The 21,168-nt window shown below is 68.8% G+C and carries 12 protein-coding genes; 4 read left to right on the top strand and 8 right to left on the bottom strand.

Annotated elements, in window-relative coordinates:
• Positions 1–242 precede the first annotated feature (242 nt).
• Positions 243–1,571 carry a peptidoglycan DD-metalloendopeptidase family protein gene (locus ACFVUS_RS32055; RefSeq protein ID WP_387775124.1) on the top strand — a complete coding sequence of 443 codons (1,329 nt, stop codon included), beginning with the start codon at positions 243–245 and terminating at the stop codon, positions 1,569–1,571.
• A 65-nt stretch (positions 1,572–1,636) separates the two neighbouring features.
• On the opposite strand, the gene pcrA is transcribed toward ACFVUS_RS32055, so the two are convergent.
• Positions 1,637–4,111 (bottom strand): DNA helicase PcrA, encoded by a 2,475-nt coding sequence (gene pcrA, locus ACFVUS_RS32050; protein WP_387775121.1) that lies wholly within the window; start codon positions 4,109–4,111, stop codon positions 1,637–1,639.
• A 323-nt stretch (positions 4,112–4,434) separates the two neighbouring features.
• On the opposite strand from pcrA, the gene ACFVUS_RS32045 reads away from it, so the two are divergent.
• Entirely contained in the window at positions 4,435–4,761 is a 327-nt protein-coding gene (locus tag ACFVUS_RS32045) for a chorismate mutase (protein ID WP_364642437.1), read from the top strand.
• A 250-nt stretch (positions 4,762–5,011) separates the two neighbouring features.
• Here ACFVUS_RS32045 and ACFVUS_RS32040 read toward each other — a convergent pair whose 3' ends face one another.
• Positions 5,012–6,463, bottom strand: coding sequence for an NAD-dependent succinate-semialdehyde dehydrogenase (locus ACFVUS_RS32040; protein WP_387775117.1), 1,452 nt, complete (start codon positions 6,461–6,463; stop codon positions 5,012–5,014).
• Positions 6,464–6,609: 146 nt separating this feature from the next.
• Between ACFVUS_RS32040 and pgi the strand changes: the two genes are divergently transcribed.
• Complete coding sequence (gene pgi, locus ACFVUS_RS32035) at positions 6,610–8,250, top strand: glucose-6-phosphate isomerase (protein WP_387775114.1); 1,641 nt, start codon at positions 6,610–6,612, stop codon at positions 8,248–8,250.
• Here the strand turns inward: pgi and ACFVUS_RS32030 are convergent.
• On the bottom strand, positions 8,247–10,925 hold the full coding sequence (locus ACFVUS_RS32030; protein WP_387775111.1) for a LuxR C-terminal-related transcriptional regulator: 2,679 nt from the start codon (positions 10,923–10,925) through the stop codon (positions 8,247–8,249). The two genes, pgi and ACFVUS_RS32030, sit on opposite strands and share 4 nt — an antisense overlap.
• A gap of 568 nt (positions 10,926–11,493) precedes the next feature.
• Here ACFVUS_RS32030 and ACFVUS_RS32025 point away from each other — a divergent pair.
• Entirely contained in the window at positions 11,494–14,172 is a 2,679-nt protein-coding gene (locus ACFVUS_RS32025; protein ID WP_387775108.1) for a LuxR C-terminal-related transcriptional regulator, read from the top strand.
• Between the two features lie 16 nt (positions 14,173–14,188).
• Here ACFVUS_RS32025 and ACFVUS_RS32020 read toward each other — a convergent pair whose 3' ends face one another.
• The 5 genes from ACFVUS_RS32020 to ACFVUS_RS32000 all read right to left on the bottom strand — a co-directional run bounded on the left by ACFVUS_RS32020 (position 14,189) and on the right by ACFVUS_RS32000 (position 21,110).
• Positions 14,189–15,430: an NAD(P)/FAD-dependent oxidoreductase gene (locus ACFVUS_RS32020; RefSeq protein WP_387775105.1), complete on the bottom strand. Its 1,242-nt coding sequence runs from the start codon at positions 15,428–15,430 to the stop codon at positions 14,189–14,191.
• 33 nt (positions 15,431–15,463) lie between these two features.
• Entirely contained in the window at positions 15,464–16,975 is a 1,512-nt protein-coding gene (locus ACFVUS_RS32015; RefSeq protein WP_387775102.1) for an MFS transporter, read from the bottom strand.
• A 311-nt stretch (positions 16,976–17,286) separates the two neighbouring features.
• The gene (locus tag ACFVUS_RS32010) at positions 17,287–18,678 is read right to left on the bottom strand and encodes a DUF1731 domain-containing protein (RefSeq protein ID WP_387775099.1); all 1,392 of its coding nucleotides are present in this window, start codon (positions 18,676–18,678) and stop codon (positions 17,287–17,289) included.
• A 132-nt stretch (positions 18,679–18,810) separates the two neighbouring features.
• Entirely contained in the window at positions 18,811–20,436 is a 1,626-nt protein-coding gene (locus tag ACFVUS_RS32005; protein WP_387775096.1) for an acyl-CoA dehydrogenase family protein, read from the bottom strand.
• 11 nt (positions 20,437–20,447) lie between these two features.
• A complete protein-coding gene (locus tag ACFVUS_RS32000; protein WP_387775093.1) occupies positions 20,448–21,110 on the bottom strand; it encodes a TetR/AcrR family transcriptional regulator in 663 nt (220 codons plus the stop codon).
• Between the last annotated feature and the right edge of the window lie 58 nt (positions 21,111–21,168).

Genomic DNA, 21,168 nt, shown 5'->3' with positions numbered 1-21,168 from the left:
CTTGATTACCCAAAGCACAGTGAGGGAATGTTGGCTCGCAACGTGATGAATGTCACACGTGCGCGTCGAACCACTCCCATCGCTTGCTGACCCGCAATCGTTTCGTTACCGTCGATGCGGTCGATGTCACAACCCGGTCACGACAGGAGGACGGCAGGCTTGACGCAGCACAGCGCTCCGCAGGTAGAGCTCCGCTCCGCAGGCACTCCGTCAGCACCGCGGCACTATCTGGACCAGCTCCGATGAGCGACGGTCCGTTCCCAGCTCGCAGTCGCGCCAAACACGGCCATCGCTATCGCGATGAGGCCGGAAACGGTGGCGGCGCAACTCACTTCGACAACCCCTCGGCGCGTTCGCAGGTGGCACACGGCGATTGGTCCGGTTCGCAGAACTGGGACGCACCCGCCCCCGCCACCCAGAACTGGGTGGCCGCTCCCACACAGCAGTGGGAGGCGCCCGCCGAGAACTGGCAGAACTCCCCCGCCGACAGCTGGCCGGCCGCGGGCGCGCAGTGGCAGCCCGAACCCAATTGGGAAGCGCAGCCGCAGTGGGAGCAGACCGCGAACTGGAATGACCAGTCCGCGTGGAACTCCCCCGCGACGCAGGCCGCTCCCGCCAGTGCCGACGGTTGGGCCACGCCGACCCCCGACGAATGGGCCGGGCAGACGCGCGCCGATTGGGACGCGCCCGCCGACCCCGAACCCTCGGGCGAGTACCGCCCGGTCTACAGCTTCCGCACCGCCTCCGGCGCGAGTCTCCAGTTCTCCGGCGACGGCGCGCGCGTGAATCAACATGCGGACGACGCGGATTCGGACTCGGACCGTCCCACACGTGCCGGCGGTCGCCGCCGCGCCGGTGGCACGCACCGCATTCCGACCCCGCCGAACTCGCTCAAGGGCCGCGCCGCCGTGGTGGCCGTGGCCGCGGGCGCCGTGGTCGCCGCCGGGCAGACCGGTATGGAAACCAGTACGCACACCGACAGTGTCGAGTACCAGGCCGCCGCCCAGGTGCGCGAGGTTTCCGCCAACGAGACCATCGGCGACACCTCCGGTTCCCCGCAGGTGCTCAATTCCGGTGCACCCGTTGACCTGACCCAGTTCAACGACATCCTGCAGAAGGGCCAGAAGTACGCGTCGGATCTGGCCGCCGCCGAGGCCGCCAAACTGCGCCCGCTCTTCACCAAGTTCGCCGCCGGAAACTTCACCTCGGGTTTCGGCATCCGCTGGGGTGTCCAGCATCTCGGCGTGGACGTGGCTGCCCCCATCGGCACCCCCATTTACGCCGTAGCCGACGCAACGGTGCTCGAGGCCGGTCCCGCTTCGGGTTTCGGTATGTGGGTCCGTCTGCTGCACGATGACGGCACGGTCACCATCTACGGCCACATCGACACCGCGACGGTCTCCGCGGGCCAGCGCGTCCTCGCGGGCGATCAGATCGCCACCGTCGGCAATCGCGGCTTCTCCACCGGCCCGCACTGCCACTTCGAGGTCTGGCTCAACGGCGTCGACAAGATCGACCCGCTGCCCTGGCTCGCCTCCCGCGGCATCTCGCTCGGCATCCAGCGCGACTGAGCCCCACGCGAATACCTTCGAAGTGCCCACCCGATCGACATCGGGTGGGCACTTCGCTTTTCAGGTCAGAGTTTGACGAGGGTGCGGCTGTAGGACGGGATGAGGCGGATCTTGCCCGCGGTGCCGAAGTCGATGGTGACCGTGGCGAGGGTGCCGAAGCCTTCGGCGGCGACCACGCGACCGAGACCGTATTTGTCATCGCTGACGCGGTCGCCGACGGCCAGAACCAGGCCGGTGTTGTTGCGCTTGCCCGCGCCGCTGCCGGAGGAGGCGGACGGGGAGGGGCGGCGATCGCCACCGCCGCGCAGGCCGGGGCGGGTTTCGGACCAGCCGTCGCCGCGGGTCCAATCGCGTTCGAAGCCATCGTCTTCGCCGCGGCGGCGCATGCTCCGGCCGGTTTGCGAGACGGTGGGTTCGAGGCGACGCCAGTCCATCAGGTGGCCCGGGATTTCCTGGAGGAACCGGGATTCGGGGTTGGAGACGGGCTGACCCCAGCCCGAGCGCACCACCGCGCGGGTGAGATAGAGGCGCTGGCGGGCACGGGTGATGCCGACGTAGGCGAGGCGGCGTTCCTCGGCCAGTTCGGTGGGATCGCCGAGGGCGCGCATATGCGGGAACTGCCCGTCCTCCCAGCCGGTGACGAAGACGACGGGGAATTCCAGTCCCTTGGCGGTGTGCAGGGTCATCATGGTGACCACGCCGGTGCCCTCATCGGGAATCTGATCGCTGTCCGCGACGAGCGAGACCCGTTCCAGGAACGCGGCGAGCGAACCGGGTTCGGGTTCGCCTTCGGCCTGTTCGGGCAGTAGACCCTCGGCGCGCGCGGCCTCGACATTGTTGCGCGCCTCGGAGCTGAATTCGCGCGCGACGCTGACCAATTCGTTGAGGTTGTCCAGCCGCGCGCCGTCCTGCGGATCGTCCGACGCCTCGAGTTCACGGCGGTACCCGGTGCGATCGAGGACGGCCTCGACCACATTGCCGACATCGGGGAAGTCCTGATCCTCCTGTACGCCCGCCGCGCGGATCTCACCGAGCAGTTCCACGAATCCGGCGATGGCGCGCACCGCGCGGGTGTTCAGCAGCGCCACCTTGCCCTCGGCGGCATCCCGAAGCGCCTGTGCGAAGCCGACATTGCGCTGTTCGGCGTGTACGGCCACGCAGGCCTCGGCGCGATCGCCGATGCCGCGGCGCGGGGTGTTGAGAATCCGGCGCAGGCTCACCGCGTCGTCCGGGTTCTCCAGCACGCGCAGGTACGCGACGATATCGCGGACCTCCTTGCGCTCGTAGAAGCGCACGCCGCCGACGACCTTGTACGGCAAGCCCATTCGAATGAAGATCTCTTCGAGGGCGCGCGAATTGTTGTTGGTGCGGTAGAAGACCGCGACGTCGTTGTAGTTGGCATCGCCCTGATCGACCAGTTTGTCGATCTCCTTCGCCACGAAGGAGGCCTCGTCGTGTTCGTTGTCCGCGACGTAGCCGACGATCAGTTCGCCGTCACCGGAATCGGTCCACAGCTTCTTCTCGCGCCGATTCTCATTGCGCGCGATGACGGCGTTGGCGGCGGCCAGAATATGCTGGGTGGAACGGTAATTCTGTTCCAGCAGAATGGTTTCCGCGTCCGGGAAGTCGCGCTCGAACTCCTCGATATTGCGGATGGTGGCGCCGCGGAAGGCGTAGATGGACTGGTCCGCGTCACCGACGACGCAGAGTTCGCTGGGCGGTACCCGGTCATCGGAGGCCGGTTCCAGGGTGTCGTCGTCACCCCATGCGCTCCGGTGGTGCCCGACCAGTTCGCGGACCAGCGTGTACTGCGCGTGGTTGGTGTCCTGGTATTCGTCGACCAGCACGTGCCGGAAGCGCCGCCGGTAGTACTCGGCCACCTGCGGATGGCGTTGCAGCATGCTGACTGTCTCGCCGATGAGGTCGTCGAAGTCCATGGCGTTGGCCGCGCGCAGCCGCCGCTGGTATTCGTCGTAGACCTTGGCCACCAGGCGCGGCAGTTCGGCCTCTTCGGTCTCGGCGTCGGACGCGGCCTGCGCCGGATCGATGAGTTCGTTCTTCAGGTTCGAGATGGCGGTGGCGAGCAGGCGCGGTGTGTACTTCTTGGCGTCGATGTCGAAATCGCGGCTCACCATGGCGAGCAGGCGGCGCGAGTCGTCGGCGTCGTAGATGGAGAAGTTGGAGTTGAGCCCGGCCACCAGATTGGCCTGGGTGCGAAGAATGCGAACACAGCTGGAGTGGAAGGTGGAGACCCACATGCCCGCAGCGCGCGGCCCGACCAGTCCGGCCACCCGCTCGCGCATTTCGGCGGCGGCCTTATTGGTGAAGGTGATGGCCAGGATCTCGCCGGGGCGTACCCCGCGCGCGTCCAATAGATAGGCGATGCGCCGGGTGAGCACGGCGGTCTTTCCCGACCCCGCGCCCGCCACGATCAGCAGCGGAGTCCCGGTGTGCACCACCGCCGCGCGCTGTTGCGGATTCAACCCCTCGAGCAGTGTCTGCCCGGCCTTCTGCTCATCCTGCGCCACCGTCGTCTTCATCGCCCATCCACGCTACCGGCGGCCACCGACAGGTGTGCAGCCCGGCGGCAGAAGGTGTCCGATAAGTGCCGGTCTCGCGAACCGGGAGTGAACGCCGCGACACGAAAAACTCAGCAGATTCACAAACGAAGACGTTTTGGTTTGCCTACCCCGCATGGCACACTTGGCCCCATGACCGGCGCTTTGGCTACTGAATACACCTGAGCGCTCCGTACGGGGGACAATGTAGGGCGCAAGAGGTCTGATTCTTGGTGAAGAACCGATCGGTAACGGGTCGGGACCGCCTGCCGATCGACGTTCTGGGACCACGAGGAGTTGAAAGTATGAGCATCTCGACGACGGGGCAATCCGAGCCTGCTACCGGAGCGGACTCCGCCATGCCCGCCGAGGCGGCTCCGCTGCCCTCGGAGGCGGAGATCGACAAGCTGCGCAAGGAAATCGACAAGCTCGACGCCGAGATTCTGGCGGCAATCAAGCGCCGGACCGAAGTATCGCGCATTATCGGCCGCACCCGAATGGCCAATGGCGGCACCAAGCTCGTGCATTCGCGCGAGATGAAGGTGCTGGAGCGTTTCAGCGAGCTGGGCCAGGAGGGTCACACCCTCGCCATGCTGCTGCTGCGCCTGGGCCGTGGCCGCCTCGGCCACTGATAAAAGGACTAATCGGGCACGAGCAGTACCGCAGATCGATTCATCGGCACCGAGTGTTCGCCGGTCATCCACCTCTTTGAGGAAAGTTGATAACGCGGGAGACCGTTCCCGCCGATACAACGTGCGGTGTGCCGAGAGGCCACCGCACAGACCACGCGACACTCGTGCGAGCGAGTAGCGCTTTCCAGAGGCCGCCCCGGGTGTCTTACCCCGGGGCGGTTCTTCATTTCCGGATGCGGTGCAGCGCTGTTCAGGGCAGGGCGATGTACTTGGTGTCGAGGTATTCCTCGATGCCCTCGAAACCGCCCTCGCGGCCGAAGCCGGATTCCTTGACGCCGCCGAAGGGTGCGGCCGGATCGGAGATGACGCCGCGGTTGACGCCGACCATGCCGGTCTCCAGACCTTCGGCGATGCGCAGCGCGCGGTCCAGATTCTGCGTGTAAACGTATGCGACCAGGCCGAATTCGGTGTTGTTGGCGGCGGCCAGGCCCTCCTCCTCGGTCTCGAATCCGACAATCGGGGCAACCGGGCCGAAGACCTCCTCGCGCAGGATGCGGGACTGCGACGGCAGATCGGTGAGCACGGTGGCCGGGTAGAACCAGCCCGGGCCACCGGGTGCCTTACCGCCCAATTCGATTCGGGCACCGGCGGATACGGCGTCCTCGACCAGGTCGGTGACGGTGTTCAGCTGGTCCTCGTTGATGAGCGGGCCGAGCGTGGTCTCGGGATCGGTGCCCGGGCCGAGCTTGTAATCGGCCATGGCGGACACCAGTTTCCGGGTGAATTCCGCACGCACCGAGTTCTGTACGTGGAAGCGATTGGCGGCCGTGCACGCCTCACCGCCATTGCGCAGTTTCGCGAGCAGCGCGCCCTGTACCGCGGCATCGATATCGGCATCGTCGAACACCACGAAGGGCGCGTTGCCGCCGAGTTCCATGGAGGTGCGCAGCAGACCGTGCGCGGACGCCTCGACGAGCTTCTTACCGACCGGGGTCGATCCGGTGAAGGTGAGCTTGCGCAGTCGCGGATCGTTCAGCAGCGGGGCCGTGACGGCACCGGAATGACTGGTGGTGATCACCGACAGCACCCCGTCCGGCAGCCCGGCGTCGCGGCACAGCTGGGCCAGCAGCAGCATGGTCAGCGGGGTCTCGCTCGCGGGCTTGACGATCATGGTGCAACCGGCGGCCAGCGCCGGGCCGATCTTGCGGGTGCCCATGGCGAGCGGGAAATTCCACGGCGTGATGGCCAGGCACGGCCCGACCGGCTGTTTGTGCACGAGAATGCGGCCGGTGCCGCCGGGCGCGGGCTGATACCGCCCGTGCACGCGGACCGCTTCCTCGCTGAACCACCGGAAGAACTCCGCGCCGTAGCGAACCTCATTGCGGCTCTCGGGCAGCGCCTTGCCCATTTCCAGGGTCATCAGCAGGGCGAATTCCTCGGCCCGGGCGGTGATCGCCTCGAATACCGCGCGCAGGATCTCACCGCGCTGGCGGGCCGGGGTGGCGGCCCAGTCGGCCTGTACCGCGGCGGCCGCGTCCAGCGCGCGCATCGCGTCTTCGGGAGTGGCATCGGCGACTTCGACCAGGGTCTCCCCTGTCGCCGGATTACGCACCGGAAAGGTGCCTCCCCCGGTGGCATCGACGGGTCCGCCGATCCACAACTTCGTAGGTACGGATTCCAGTAGTTCGCGTTCCGAAGCCATGCGATCCACCCTAGGCTCTGCAATTTTGCCTACGCTGCGCTTCGGCGGGTTCGCGGCCCTGTCCGGCTCGTTCTCGCTGCCGGGATTGGCCACTTGTTGCCGGTGTTACCTGCGCGTAGCGAAGGGTGGTTGTAACCTCGGCGAGCGTGAGCAGCGACATCACCGCATCGGCGGCCTGGCGGAAACTGCACGACCATCATGCGTCCCTGGCCGGACGCCATCTGCGCGAGTTCTTCGCGGACGATCCGGCCCGCGGTCGTGAGTTGACCGTGGGTGTCGCGGATTTGCACATCGACTACTCCAAGCATCGCGTGACCCGCGAAACCTTGGATCTGCTGGTCGAATTGGCGGAAACCGCCGGGGTCGCGGCGCATCGGGACGCGATGTTCGCGGGCGAGCACATCAATACCTCGGAGGATCGCGCGGTAGAGCATGTGGCGCTGCGGGTTCCGGCCGGACAGGTCGTCATGGTCGACGGTGTCGACGCGGGCGAGCAGGTGCACGAAGTGCTGCGCCGCATGGGCGATTTCACCGATGCGGTGCGCTCGGGCGAGTGGCGCGGCGCGACCGGGGAACGCATCACCGCCGTGGTGAATATCGGTATCGGCGGTTCGGATCTGGGTCCGGCCATGGTGTACCTGGCGCTGCGGCATTACGCCGACGCGGGCATTTCGGCGCGGTTCGTCTCGAATGTCGATCCGGCGGACCTGATTTCGAAGCTGGACGGGCTCGATCCGGCGACGACGCTGTTCATCGTGGCGTCCAAGACCTTCTCCACACTGGAGACGCTCACCAATGCCACCGCGGCACGGCGCTGGCTGGTGGCGGCGCTCGGTGAGGACGCGGTGGCCAAGCATTTCGTCGCGGTCTCCACCCATGCGCAACGGGTCGCCGATTTCGGTATCGACACCGCGAATATGTTCGGCTTCTGGGATTGGGTGGGCGGCCGCTATTCGGTGGATTCGGCCATCGGCCTGTCGGTGATGACGGTCATCGGCAAGGAGGGGTTCGCCGAATTCCTCGATGGCATGCACCGGGTGGACGAGCATTTCCGCACCGCGCCGCTGAGCGAGAACGCGCCGGTGCTGCTGGGCCTGCTCGGGGTCTGGTACTCGAACTTCTTCGGCGCGCAATCGCGTGCGGTGCTGCCGTATTCGAATGATCTGGCGCGTTTTCCGGCGTATCTGCAGCAGTTGACCATGGAGTCGAACGGCAAATCGGTGCGCTCGGACGGCACACCGGTGACCACCTCGACCGGTGAGATCTTCTGGGGCGAACCGGGAACCAACGGTCAGCACGCGTTCTATCAACTGCTGCACCAGGGTACGCGGCTGGTACCGGCGGACTTCATCGGATTCGCCCGTCCCACCGACGATTTGCCGACGCTGGACGGCACCGGCAGCATGCACGACATCCTGATGAGCAATCTGTTCGCGCAGACCAAGGTGCTGGCCTTCGGCAAGACCGCCGAGGAGATCACCGCCGAGGGCACCGATCCGAATCTGGTGCCGCACAAGGTGATGCCAGGCAACCGCCCGTCCACGGCGATTCTCGCGCCGCAGCTGACGCCGTCGGTGCTGGGTCAGCTCATCGCGCTGTACGAGCACCAGGTGTTCGTGGAGGGCGCGATCTGGGGTATCGACAGCTTCGATCAGTGGGGCGTCGAACTCGGCAAGCAGCAGGCCCTCGCCTTGGAGCCGCTGCTCACCTCCGCCGAAGATCCCGCACCGCAGTCGGATTCGTCCACGGACGCGCTGATCCGCTGGTACCGGGAGCGCCGCGCCTAGCCGATCGGCAGTCGGGCCAACTCGACCCGGTTGCTGACGCCGAGTTTGGGGAAGGCCCGGTAGAGGTGGTGGCCAACGGTTTTGGGGCTGAGGAACAGTTGGGCGGCGATCTCCTTGTTGGTGGCGCCGCCCGCTGCGAGCCGGACCACCTGGAGTTCCTGCGGGGTGAGCCGGGCGGCCATATCGTTCTCCGGTTCGGGCACCGAACCCTCTCCGGCGGCGCGCAATTCGATGCGCGCGTGTTCCGCCCACGGCGCCGCGCCGAGCCGATCGAAGGTCTCCAGCGCCTGCCGCAGGTGGATGCGGGCCTCGTTCATACGGCGCTCGCGGCGCAGCCATTCGCCGTAGACCAGGGCGGTGCGGGCGTGGTCGTAGCGCCGGTCGGCGGCCAGATGCAATTCCAGTGCCTGTGCGAGTAGTTCGCCGTCACCGCGCAGCATGCCCTGGCAGCCGAGCATGATTCCGGACGCCCACGGGGTGTCCAAGGCCACCGCCCAGGCTTCGATTTCGGCCATGGCGGCCGTACCGCGTTCGGGTCGGCGCAGTCGCACGGCCGCCTCGATCAGATCCCGCAGCAGGTCGGTCCAGTGGCCGCGGGCCTGGGCGGGCGCGCGGTGCAGGGCATCGAGTCGCCCGAGCGCCTGTTCGTAGCGGCCCTGGCCCAAATCCAGCAGGGCGAGCGCCCATTCGCAATGCGTGGCGTCGACGGCATTGTGGTCACCGGGCGCATTGCGCAGATTGCGGTCCGCGAGTTCACGGCAGCGTTCGGCGTCGCCCTGGATGGCGGCGATCATGGCGAGCACCGATTCGGCGCCCGCGACGCGGGAGGGCTGACCGATATCGGCGGCGATGCGGGCGGTGGCGGTGGCCATGAGTTCGGCTTCGCGCAACCGGCCGAGAATGAGTTCGGAGGTGGCCAGGGTGGTGCCGATGGCCGGGAACCAGCCGATCATACCGCGGGCGCGAGCGAGGTCGGCGAGTTCGGTCAATTGTTCACGCGCGACCTGCATATCGCCGATGAGCGCGGCCTGCAACGCGAAAGCCAGTCGCAGCGAGGTCATTTCGAGTGGCACGCTGCGACTGAAGGCGACATTGGCGCGGATCAGGGAGATGCCCTCCGCCAGTTCGCCTTCGAGGATGGCCAGGCCGCCGCGCAGGGCGGCCTGCAGCGGCGCGCTCACTTCCTCTGGCAGCGCGGTCAAGCGCTTGTGTCCGGCGTACACGCCGTCGATATCGCCTGCGGTCCAGGCGATTCGGCCCGCCTCGACCAGTAGCCAGGCGGCCCGTTCCGGTTCCAGTTCGGCGACTTCGACGGCGGCGGCGATCATGAGCTGATGCGCCCGATGCAGTGAGCCGTGCTCGAATTCCAGTAGCGCCCTGGTACTTCCGACGCGGGCGCGTTCCACGGCGTCGAGCGGCAGTTGGTCGGCGGCGTCGGCGAGCTGCCGGGCCCGCTCGGTATGCCCGGCGTCGGCGGCGGTTTCCACGGCCAGCACCAGGCGGCGGGCGCGAGCGGCCGGGTCCGGGGTGAGGGTGGCCGCGCGTTCCAGCGCGACCGCGGCCGAGGCGTGGCCGGTGCGTTCGCGGGCGCGTTCGGCGGCGGATTCCAGTGCCGCGGCGACGGTTTCATCGGGTCCGGTGCTGGCGGCGGCGAGATGCCAGGCACTGCGACTCGGGTCGTCGGCGAGTGCTTCGGCGATGGCGGCGTGCACCGCGAGCCGCTGGGTGAAGGACGCGCCGTGATAGGCGGCCGAGCGTTTGAGCGGATGCCGGAAGCTCACCGTGTGTTCGGCGACGACGACCATGCCGGAGTGTTCGGCCTCGTCCAATGCGGCGGGGGTGTGGCCGAGCAGGTGCAGCGCGCGCAGTACGACGCCGAGGTCACCGGTTTCCTCGGCGGCGACCACGAGCAGTGCGGTGCGCGCGCCGATGGTCCATTCGGCGATCTGGCGTTCGTATCCGCTACGCAGTCGCAGCGGCAGCGGCAGCGGTGCGGCGGGTGAGGCGTCGCGGTTCATCCGCGGGAATTCGAGCAGGGCGAGCGGGTTTCCGGCGGCCTCGGCCAGCACGCGATCGCGCTGGTCGGGGCTGAGTCCGGGACTGCATTCGGCGAGCATGGCGGCGGCGGAGGCGGCGTCGAGCGGTCCGAGCCGGAGCGCGGGCAACCCGCTGAGCTCGAATTCCTTACGCCCGGCGAACAGCATGACGATGCCTTCGGCGCCGAGTCGCCGGGCGGCGAAGCGCAGTACGTCGGCGGAGGGCCGGTCCAGCCAGTGCGCGTCGTCGATGAGGCAGAGCACGGGTCCGTCGGCGGAGAGTTCGGCGAGCAGGGTCAGCGTGGCGACGCCGATCAGGAAGCGGTCGGCGCCGTCGGAGGGGCCGAGTCCGAGTGCGCCGCCGAGCGCCTTGCGCTGTGGTTCGGGCAGGGTGTCGAGGCGATCGAGGGCGGAGCCGAGCAGCAGGTGCAATCCGGCGAAGGGCAGTTCGGATTCGCTCTCGATGCCGGAGCAGCGCAGGATGCGCCACTCGGCGGCCTGCGCGGCGGCGTACTGCAGCAGGGCGGATTTGCCTTCGCCCGCCTCGGCGGACAGGGCCAGCGCGCCGCTGCGGCCCTTTCGCGCGGCGGCGAGCAGCGTTCCGATCTGCTGCACTTCGGGGAAGCGACCGTACAGCACATGCGACAACCTATGCATCGCGTGCCGATTCGGCAAACCCGTTCCGTCCGGAAATCGTCCCTCGGCGGCCCGGTTCCCGGTGGGTGTGACCCGGTCGAATACCCGGCTGACCCGGTGCTGCGTGCTGGATGGTGGTCTGCACAACGGCTTTCACGCTCCGGCCGCGAGTCGGCTCCGACTCGCCCGGGGCGGCCCCGCGCCGGGGCGCCGGCGGCGCACATCACACGGCCGCGTCGAGCCCTCCTCCGCGGCCGAGATGAGAGGCCGGACACTCTCCAGAACACCGCGGTCGCGGCCGCGCTTACATTGCGATACCCCGACCGGACGAGGCGCCGGGCGGGTCCGGTGACCACGCCGCGCTCGCTGTTCGCACCGAATCGCGAACGGTGTTAACGGGATACCGCGACGACCTCGATAACAGGGAGGCCCCGTGATCGAAGCCACGACCACATCGGGATGGATGGAGTGCGCCACGAGAATTCGGTGCGAACGACCGCGGCGTGCAGTCGCGGCGGCCGCCCGGTGCCTGGTGGCGAATGGTGATCGGCCGAGCGGATAGGTTTTCAGGGTGCTGTACGGCCGGATGGGGGAAGAACAGCGGATCGGGGCGGTGCTTTCGGAGGCCGGGCGGGGGCGGAGCGGGGTGCTGGCGTTGATCGCCGGTCCCGGGGAGGGAAAGTCGGCGCTGCTGGCGCGGGCGCGGGAGCTGGTCGACTCGCAGTGGCGGATATTGCGCTGCACCGGTATGGAAACCGAGGCGGAATTGGCGTTCTCGGGGCTGCGGCAGTTGCTGGAGCCCGCGCTGCACCTGCGCGATCTGCTGCCGGAGCCGCAGCGGCTGGCGCTGGGCGGTGCGCTGGGGCTGGAGGACGCGGCGCATCCGGAGCGGTTCCTGGTGGGCCTGGCCACGCTGTCGCTGCTGGCGGAGTTGTCCGCGCTGGGACCGGTGCTGGTGCTGGTCGATGACGCGCAATGGGTGGATCAGCCGTCCATCGACGCCCTGATGTTCACGGCGCGACGGCTCGGAAATGAGGGCGTGGCAATACTTTTCGCCGGCCGCCCGGATTTCTCGGCGCCGGCGCTGCCGCTGTTGACGCTCACGCCGCTGGACACCGAGGCGGCCCGGGCGCTGCTGGCGGATCGAATGCCGCAGTTGCCCATGGAGATTCGGGATCGCGTGGTGGCGGAGTCGGCCGGAAATCCGCTGGCCCTGCTGGAATTGCCCGGTATGAACCTGGATTCGGTGCCGGTGGGTCCGCCCGCGCTGTCGGAGCGACTGCTGTCCGGGTATCAGAGTCATATCGCGCATCTGTCGGCGCGGGCGCGATTGGCGCTGCTGGTGGCGGCCGCCGATGCCGGGGGCGAGCTCGGCGTGGTGCTGCGGGTGCTGACCGCGCTGCGCCTGGGCGCGGAGCCGCTGGCCGAGGCGGAACGCAGCACCATGCTCACGGTGACCGGTCAGTCGGTGGTCTTCCGGCATCCGCTGTTGCGGGCCGCGGCCTATCGGTCGGCGGCCGAGCATGAACGGGTGGCCGTGCATTCGGCGCTGGCTCTGGAGCTGGCGGCGGATCCGGATCGACATGCCTGGCATCTGGCGGCCGCGACCACCGGACCGGTGGAGGCGGTGGCGGCCGTATTGGAGGCCGCCGCCGAACGGGCCTGTGTGCGGACCGGCCACGGTGCGGCGGCGACCGCCTGGGAGCGGGCGGCGCGGCTCACCCCCGATCCGGCGGAGCGCGCCCGCAGACTGGTGCGCGCGGTCGAAACCGCCGCCGACGCCGGGCAATTCGCGCGGGCGCGGCGGCTGGCGGATCAGGCCGGGGAGTTGACCGCCGATCCGGTGCATCGCGCCCGGCTGGCCTCGGTGCTCTCGCATATCGAATTCGAGCACGGCTCCCCCGCCACCGCGCTGCGGCTGTTGCAGCGGGGTGCGGCCGAAACCGCTGTGGCCGAACCGCTCCGGGCCGCGGCCATGCTGCTGGACGCGGGCCGGGTGGCCTGGACGAACGGCGATATCGCCGGTATGCGGGTGTCCCGGGCAATGCTGGCGGGGCTGCCGTCCAGCCCGGATCGGGATAATTTCCTCGGCGCGTACGACGGCACGCTGGCATTGCTGGAGCCCGATCCGTCGGCCGGTATCGCCCTGTTGCGCGGTAACAGCCTGCGGCCGGAGCAGGTTCGGCATCATGAGCCGGCGGTGCGTTTCGTGCTGGCGACCCAGGCGATCGTGATCGGCGATGTCGAGGTCGCGCGCGGGATTCTGGTGGAGTTGAGCGAATTCTGCCGAGCCCAGGGCAGATTGGGCTGGCTGGCCGCGGTGGAGTTGATGCTGGCCCAGGTGGAATTCCTGGCGGGCCGGTTCCGGGATTCGGAATTGCTCTCGGCCGAGGGCAGGCGCATCGCCGAGAACACCGATCAGCCCATTCGAATCGTGCAGGCCGATATGAATCTGGCCATGCTCGCGGCGGTGTCCGGTGCCGAACAGCAGTGCCGGGAGCTGGCCGAGTCGGCCTTCGCGCGGACCGATCTGGCGTCCACGCATCGGGCCCAATTCAATTGGGCGCTGGCGCTTTCGGATATGGGTGCGGGCCGCTGGGCCGAGGCGCTGGATCGGCTGGAGCAGGTGCTCGAGGTGCCGACCAGCCAGCCCGCCCAGTGGCTGGCGGTGCGAGCGGACCGCATCGAATGCGCGGTGCGCCTCAATCAGCCGGAGCGAGTGACGGATTCGCTCGACGAACTGCGGCTGTGGTCCGCGGCCCTGGAGGCTCCCTGGGCGCAGGCGCTGCTGCGGCGCAGTCTCGGACTGCTGCACGATGATGCCGACTCCTTCGCCCGCGCAATGGATCTGCACGGGACCGGCACCAGGTTCTTCGATCGGGCTCGCTCCGGCCTGCTCTACGGTGAATGGCTCCGGCGCGAACGGCGCAATGACCAGGCGCGCGCCGAACTCCGTGAGGCGCTGGATATTTTCGAGCGCCTGGGCGCACAGCCGTGGGCACGGCGAGCCCGGCAGGAATTGCGGGCCGCGGGCGCGAGCTCGATTCCGGAGGGTTCGCGCGGACCGGTCGCCGATCTGACCCCGCAGGAGTTGCAGGTGGCGCGGTTGGCGGCGACCGGTGCGACCAATAAGGAGATCGGCGCGGGACTGTTCCTGTCGCCCAAGACCGTCGGTCACCATCTCTCCCGGACGTTCCGCAAGCTCGGCGTCACCAGCCGCGTGGAGTTGGCCCGGCTGCCCCTGGACTGATCGGCGCGCGACCGCACTACCGGCTCGTGGCGGGCTTGCGGGTGGCCCGGCCGCCCCTGGTCGACCCGATCGGCCGCAGCAGGCCGAAAAGCCCCGTGGTGTGCGCGAATACCCGGGGTGGCCGGGCGCTGGCGAGCTCCTTGTAGCGCACCCCCGAATCGCCGGTGCGCACCCGGCGACGGGGCGTGCCGTCGGCGCGCACGAATCCGACGACTCCGTCGCCGCGACCGAGGCTGACCGCCCGATGCCGGTAGCCGAACCGAAACGGCTTGGGCTCCTTGCCGTTCAGCTGCCGGGCGATCGAATCCGCCACGTGCGCACCGGAAGGCAGTGCGCTCTGCGCGGTACCGTGTACCTGCCCCCAGGCCTGCCGGATGGCGGCGGCATCGCCCGCGGCATAGATATCCGGATGGGTCCGCGCCCGCAGACTCGGATCGGTGACCACGAGTCCCGCCGCGTCCGTGCCGATTCCGGATTCGGCGGCGAGCGGCTGCCCCCGCAGCCCCGTGGTCCAGAGCGTGAGGTCCGAGGACAGCAGGTCGGTCGCTTCCCACTCGCCCGCGTCCGGTTCGACGCCGAGGTCCGCGCGGCTCAGTTCGACGGCGTCGGGCAGCACCTTGGTCACCACACCGCGATGCACCCGCACGCCGAGCTGATCGAAGCGGTCGTACACGTGCGCGCGGGCCGCGGAACTCAGCATGGCGGCGGGCTCGCCGCGACTGATCAGTGAAACCCGCAGTCCGGGATGAGTTTCCGCGATCTCGGCGGCGGTCTCGACGCCGGTGAGCCCGCCGCCGCAGACGGTGACCGCCGATCCGGGGGCGAGGTCCGTGAGCCGCCGCGCCACCGTCGCGGCCTGTCGCACCGAGTCGAGCGGATAGGTGTGCTGATCCGCGCCGGGTACCGCGTTCACCTCGGTGACGCCGCCGAGGGCGTAGACCAGGGTGTCGTAGTCGAGTACCCGCACCCGGCCGAGGGTTTCCACGCGTACCTTGCGGATCTCGGTATCGATGACCGTCGCGGCGCCGCAGATGAATTCGATGCCGGTGCCGTCGACGAGCTGCTCGATCCGCAGATCGTGCAGGGTGTGCCCGGCGGCGAGCTGATGCAGGCGCAGGCGTTCGGTGAAGCGCGGGGACGGGTTGACCAGCGTGATGTGCACATCGCCGCGATGCCGCATCCGGCGGGACAGCCGCAGTGCGCTCATCATGCCCGCGTATCCGGCGCCCAGCACCACGACGTGGTGATTGATGCTCATGGTCTCGCCCCTCTCGGCGGGTTGTGCCGCGGTTCAGCCCGCGAGGTGGGCCGCCCGCGGCACGGTGGCATTCTCGAAATCGCACTGGCCCTGTGGTTTCCGTTCGCGCAGCGCGGTGAGCACGATGATGGCGGCGACCGCGATACCGGCGGCGGCGGTCAGGAAGGTGCTGTGCACGGCCGCACCGTAGGCGCGATGCGCGAGAGCGGTCAGTCCGGTGTCCTGGGTGCGCGCGGCTTCGGACAGCGCGCCCACGAGGGAGCGCCGCGCCGCGTCCGGGGCGCTGTCGGGCATGCGCGCGCTGAATCGATCGGCGAGCAGGCTGCCCAGCAGGGCCACGCCGAGCGCCGCGCCCGCCTGTTGCACGCTGTCATTGAGGGTGGCGTCCGCGGCCGGCAGCGTACCGGCGAGCATGGCGACCGCCGCCGGTACGGCCAGTCCGCTGCTCGCGCCGAGGACGCACAGCGCCAGCACTGTGAAACCGGGTCCGTGTTCGGGGAGTTCGGCCAGCAGTGCCGCACCGGCCGCCATCGCCAGCATTCCGGCGCCGATGAGCGTGCCGCCGCCGATCCGGGCGCCCAGCCGGACCGCGATGCCGTTGCACAGCAGTGAGGCCAGGGCCATCGGCAGGAAGGTCAGCCCGACTTCGGCGGGCGAGTAGTTCCGCACGAATTGCAGGTATTGGGTGAGCACCAGCAGCAGTCCGGCATTGCCGAGCTGCACCAGCAGCAGGGAGATTCCGCCGCCGGTGAAGTTCCGCTCGTGGAACAGCCGCGGCGCGAGCATGGGTGCGTCGGTGTGCCGCTCCCAGCCGATGAAGCAGATGGCACCGGCGAAGGCCGTCACCAGCAGCAGTGCGGTGTTGCCGTCGAAACCGTGCTGCGGCCAGGCGATGACCGCGGCCACGAGGGTGATCATGGTGAGCACGGACAGTGCCGCGCCGACGGGATCGGGTGTCCGCCACGGTCCCCGCGATTCGGGCAGCAACGCCATCGCCCCGATGGCCGCGATCGCCGCGATCGGCACGTTGATCAGAAATACCGCGCCCCACCAGAATTGCGTGATGAGCGCCCCGGCCAGGATCGGTCCGCCGATGAGTCCGAGCATCGAGACCCCGCCCCAGACCGCCATGGCGCGACAGCGTTCGTCCGCGTCGAAGACGGTGGTCAGGATGGATACCGTGCCCGGCATGATCACCGCGGCGCCGATGCCCATGCCGACCCGGGCCGTGATCAGCTGTTCCGGACTCGCCGCCAGCGCGGCCGCCAGGGAGGCCGACCCGAAGAGCAGCAGGCCGATGAGCATGACCCTGCGCCGCCCATAGCGATCGCCGAGACTGCCCGCGGTGAGCAGCAGGCCCGCGAACACCAGTGTGTACGCGTCCAGCACCCAGTGGATCAGCGCCGCGTCCGCGTCCAGTTCGCGCGCGATGGCCGGGACCGCCACGGTTAGCGACATGGTGTCGATGACCAGCACCATGGTGCTCAGGCAGAGCACGATCAGGATGAGCCAGCGGCGCGGATCACGCTGGGCGGCGATGTCCATCGGCCAAACCCTTTCTCTCACAACAGCGGCACGATGGGCCCGATCGGGGCGGTGTACCGCAGCTTGAACGCTAGGGGTGCGCGGGCCGGGGCGGTATCGGACGAATGCCTTAATCTGGCAGGTCACTGCCCTCGGAAGCAGTCCGATCGGGTGTCAATCCCGGCGAAACCCTCCGATCCGGTGCGCCATAGCCGATAGTTATGGAGGCGGCAGCGGTCGAATCCCGCTCGGGTGCCTGGGATTCCGGCCGCCTTCCCCGAAACCGGAACGCCCCCGGACATCTCGATGTCCGGGGGCGTACTGGTCCATCGCTATTTCGTGCGTGCGGGCAGCAGATCGCTCAGCGCTTCGTCCAGGGTCGGATAGCGGAAGCGGAATCCGCTGTGCCGCAGCACCTCCGAGGTGGCATGCCGCCCGGTCAGCCCCAGTGCCGGATCGGTGCGCAGCAGCACCGCGCCGATGGTCAGCGCCGCCGCCGGGGTGGGCGGTGACCAGGGCCGGCGCAGCTGACGGCGCAGGGCCGTCATCAGCTCCCTATTGCGCACCGGGAAGTCGGTGGCGGCCACCACGATTCCATCGGGCAGGGTCACGGTCGGATCCAGGCCCAGGGCGGCGCGCACGATGCCCAGCCAATCGTCGAGGTGGATCCAGCTGAACCACTGGGTGCCCGGGCCGACGCTGCCGCCGAGTCCGGCCTTGGTGAGGGCCACCAGTCGCTTCATGGCGGGTGCGTCGGGATCGAGCACGATGGAGGTGCGCAGGATGGTGCGATGCTCGGCGTTCGCGCCTGCGAAGGCTTCCTCCCACGGCTGTGCGACGCCGGTCATCTGCGGCAGTCCCGGGTCCGGCAGCGGAGTGGTTTCGGTACAGCGGATTTCACCGGCATCGGACCAGACGGCGGTGGTGCTCGCCTGCACCCAGTAGGCGATCGGCCGTTCCAGGGTTTTCGACGCCTCCACCAGTACCGCGGTGGAATCGACTCGGCTGCGCCGCAATTCGGCGACATTGCGTTCGGTGGGACGGCAGTCCACCAGTTTGCCCGCCAGGTTGATGATCGCGGTCGGACCCGGATTGCGCAGTGCCGCAGCCCATTCCCCGATCGAGCGGCCGTCCCATTCGAATTGCGCGTACGGCAGTTCGGCGACCGCGCGCCGGGTCAGGATGCGCACGCGCTGCCCGCGGCAGGTGAGATCGGCGGCCAGGGTGCGACCCAGCGCGCCGGTGCCGCCCGCGATCACCACGGTGAGCGCGTCGGCGGCGGGCCGCAGTCCAGCCAGCCGGGCCAGCCGCGCGAAACCGGTGTGCGCGTCGGTCTGCAACAGCGTGCCGACCACTTTGCGGGCGACCGCCGCGGACGCACCGCTGAAGGTGAGCTGCTGCGCGACCTCGGTGCCGCCGTCGCGCGGGGTCAGCGTCCAGCGCACCCGCATGGTGCCCGCGGGTTCGGGCTGTTCCAAGCTGATCTCACGCTCGGGCACGAAGGTCGCGATGGTGAACGGTTTGGCGAATCGGCCGTGCACCGCCTCGTTCGCCCGCCCACGCGGCAGATAGTCACCCGTACTCCCGACACCCGGCGCGGCGTGCAGGGTCACCGAGGTGACGGCCGGATTCCATTCGGGCCAGCGAGCCGGATCACCCAGTACGGCCCAGATCCGCTCGGGCGGCAGGGCAATCCACTGGCTGTACATCGTTGTACGAGGCATACACCGACGCTATAACCGCTGGGGCCGGGCCGGAAGCGTGGGCTTGGTCGCACTGGGCACCGGTCGCGTATCGGGTCCCGGGCCCGCGGCTCGAACAACTCGCGGGATGTTCGAGCCCGGACTGCCCGCGAATCAGGCGACGAAGCCGCGTTCGATGATGGCCGCGGTGTCGACGCCGGTGGGCAGGGTGCCGAAGGCGATGCCCCAGTCGCCGCCGAAGCGGGTGGCGCAGAAGGCGTCCGCGACGGCGGGGTGGCCGTGGCGTACCAGCTGCGAGCCCTGGAGCACCAGCGCCATCAGCTCGACCACGCGGCGGGCGCGGTATTCGATATCGCTGAGATCGGTGAGTTCCTTGCCGATCCGGTCGATGGCGGTGTCCAACGCGGCGTTCGCGCCGCGCGCCAGGGACACCTCGTCGAAATAGGCCTGCACGCTTTCGGGCTGGCGGGCCATGGCGCGCAGCGCGTCCAGGGCCGCGACATTGCCCGAGCCTTCCCAGATGGACATGAGCGGAGCCTCGCGATACAGGCGGGGCAGGCCCGACTCCTCCACATAGCCGTTGCCGCCCAGGCATTCCAGGGCTTCGGCGGCGTGCGCGGGAGCACGCTTGCAAACCCAGTACTTGGTGATGGCCAGGGCGATGCGGCGGAACGCGGCCTCGGATTCGTCACCGGCGGCGGCGCGATCGGTGGCCCCGGCCAGTCGCATCATGACGGTGGTGGCGGCATCGGATTCGATCACCAGATCGGACAGCACATTGCGCATGGCGGGCTGATCGATCAGGTTGGCCCCGAACGCTTTTCGATGCCGGGCATGGTGCACGGCGAAGGCGACGCCCGCGCGCATACCGGTGGCCGAGCCGATCACGCAGTCCAGGCGGGTCATATTGACCATTTCGATAATGGTCTTCACGCCCGCGCCCTCCGCGCCGACCAGCCAGCCGATGGCGTTCTCGTATTCGATCTCCGAGGACGCGTTGGACTTATTGCCCAGCTTGTCCTTGAGGCGTTGCAGCCGAAGGGTATTGCGCGAACCGTCCGGCAGTACGCGCGGCAGCAGGAAGCAGGACAGCCCGCCCGGCGCCTGCGCGAGGGTCAGGAACATATCCGACATGGGGGCGGAGGTGAACCACTTGTGGCCGACGATCCGGTACGTGCCATCGGAAAGCGGTGTGGCGGTGGTGGTATTGGCGCGGACGTCGGAGCCGCCCTGCTTCTCGGTCATCGACATTCCGGCGATCAGACCGGCCTTGGACGACGGCTCGCGCAGCCCGTAGTCGTAGACGCGCGAGGCCAGCAGCGGTTCGAATCGAGCCGACAGCTCCGGGTTGTGCCGCAGCGCGGGCACCACCGCGTAGGTCATGGAGATCGGGCACATGTGCCCCGCGTCGGCCACACCCCAGGTATAGAACTTCGCGGCACGCGCCACATGCGCACCGGAGCGCTCGTCCTGCCACGGTGAACCGTGCAGGCCATGCGCCACAGCGACTTTCATCAGATCGTGCCAGTGCGGGTGGAACTCCACCTCGTCCACGCGATTGCCGAACCGGTCGTGGGTATGCAGCACCGGCGGGTACGCGTTGGCGAGCCGTCCCCACTCCTGCGCCTCGGAACCGCCTGCGAGCGCGCCCAATTCGCGCACTTCGACCTCGGCCCAGCCCGCGCCCTCGCGATGCAATCCCTCGATGAGCGCGGGGTTGCGCGAATTGTCGAACGGCACGATGTCCGGGGCCTGGTTGAACACATCATGCGTATGCATGCGAGGACTCCTTATTCCTGGGGCACGCCGAGCGCGCGCAGCGCGAAGGCGACGAGTTCGGGCACCACCGATTCACTCTCCAGCTGTTCGGCGAGCGGTCCGACCAGCACCTCACCGATCGCGCCGACCAGCGCGGTGGCACTGGTGCGCGGATCCTGCGGCGGCAGTTGACCACTGGCCACGCCATCGGCCACGGCGGTTTCGAAGGTCTCCGCGAAGGCACGGCGAAACCGCAACCGTTCCGCGTCGACCGCCGCGTCCACCGGCTCCGCGAGCAGGACGTAGGCCAGCTTGGGGTTCTTCAAGGCGCGACCGGCGAAGGTTTCGACGGCGGCGGTGACCCGCTGCCGAGCCGATCTGAGGTCCGGTTCGGTGCCGGTTGACCCGCTGTCTCCGGTGTCCGCGTCCGCTCGCGCGGTGTTCGCACCGCCCGCCACCGCCACTTCGGCGACCTCGCGGGTGACCACTTCGCGGAAGACGGCGGTGACCAATTCGGCCTTGCCGCTGAAGGTTTTGTAGACGGTGCCGGTGGCGACGCCCGCTTCGGCGGCGACCGCGGCCATGGAGAGCCCGGCGAAGCCGTCGCGGGAGAGCACCGTCATGGCGGCCCGCACGATCGATCCGGCCTGGGCATCGAGGCGGGCCTGCACGGCGGGGGTTCTGCGGTAGGCCACGCAAGAAGTGAACCACTGATTCATTTCTTTGCGCAAGACCTGTTCGCCGCTCGGATGT

This window comes from Nocardia sp. NPDC058058 (assembly GCF_042885355.1).
In the GTDB taxonomy this organism is placed as follows: Bacteria; Actinomycetota; Actinomycetes; order Mycobacteriales; family Mycobacteriaceae; genus Nocardia.
This window is presented reverse-complemented; position numbering and strand designations above follow the sequence as displayed.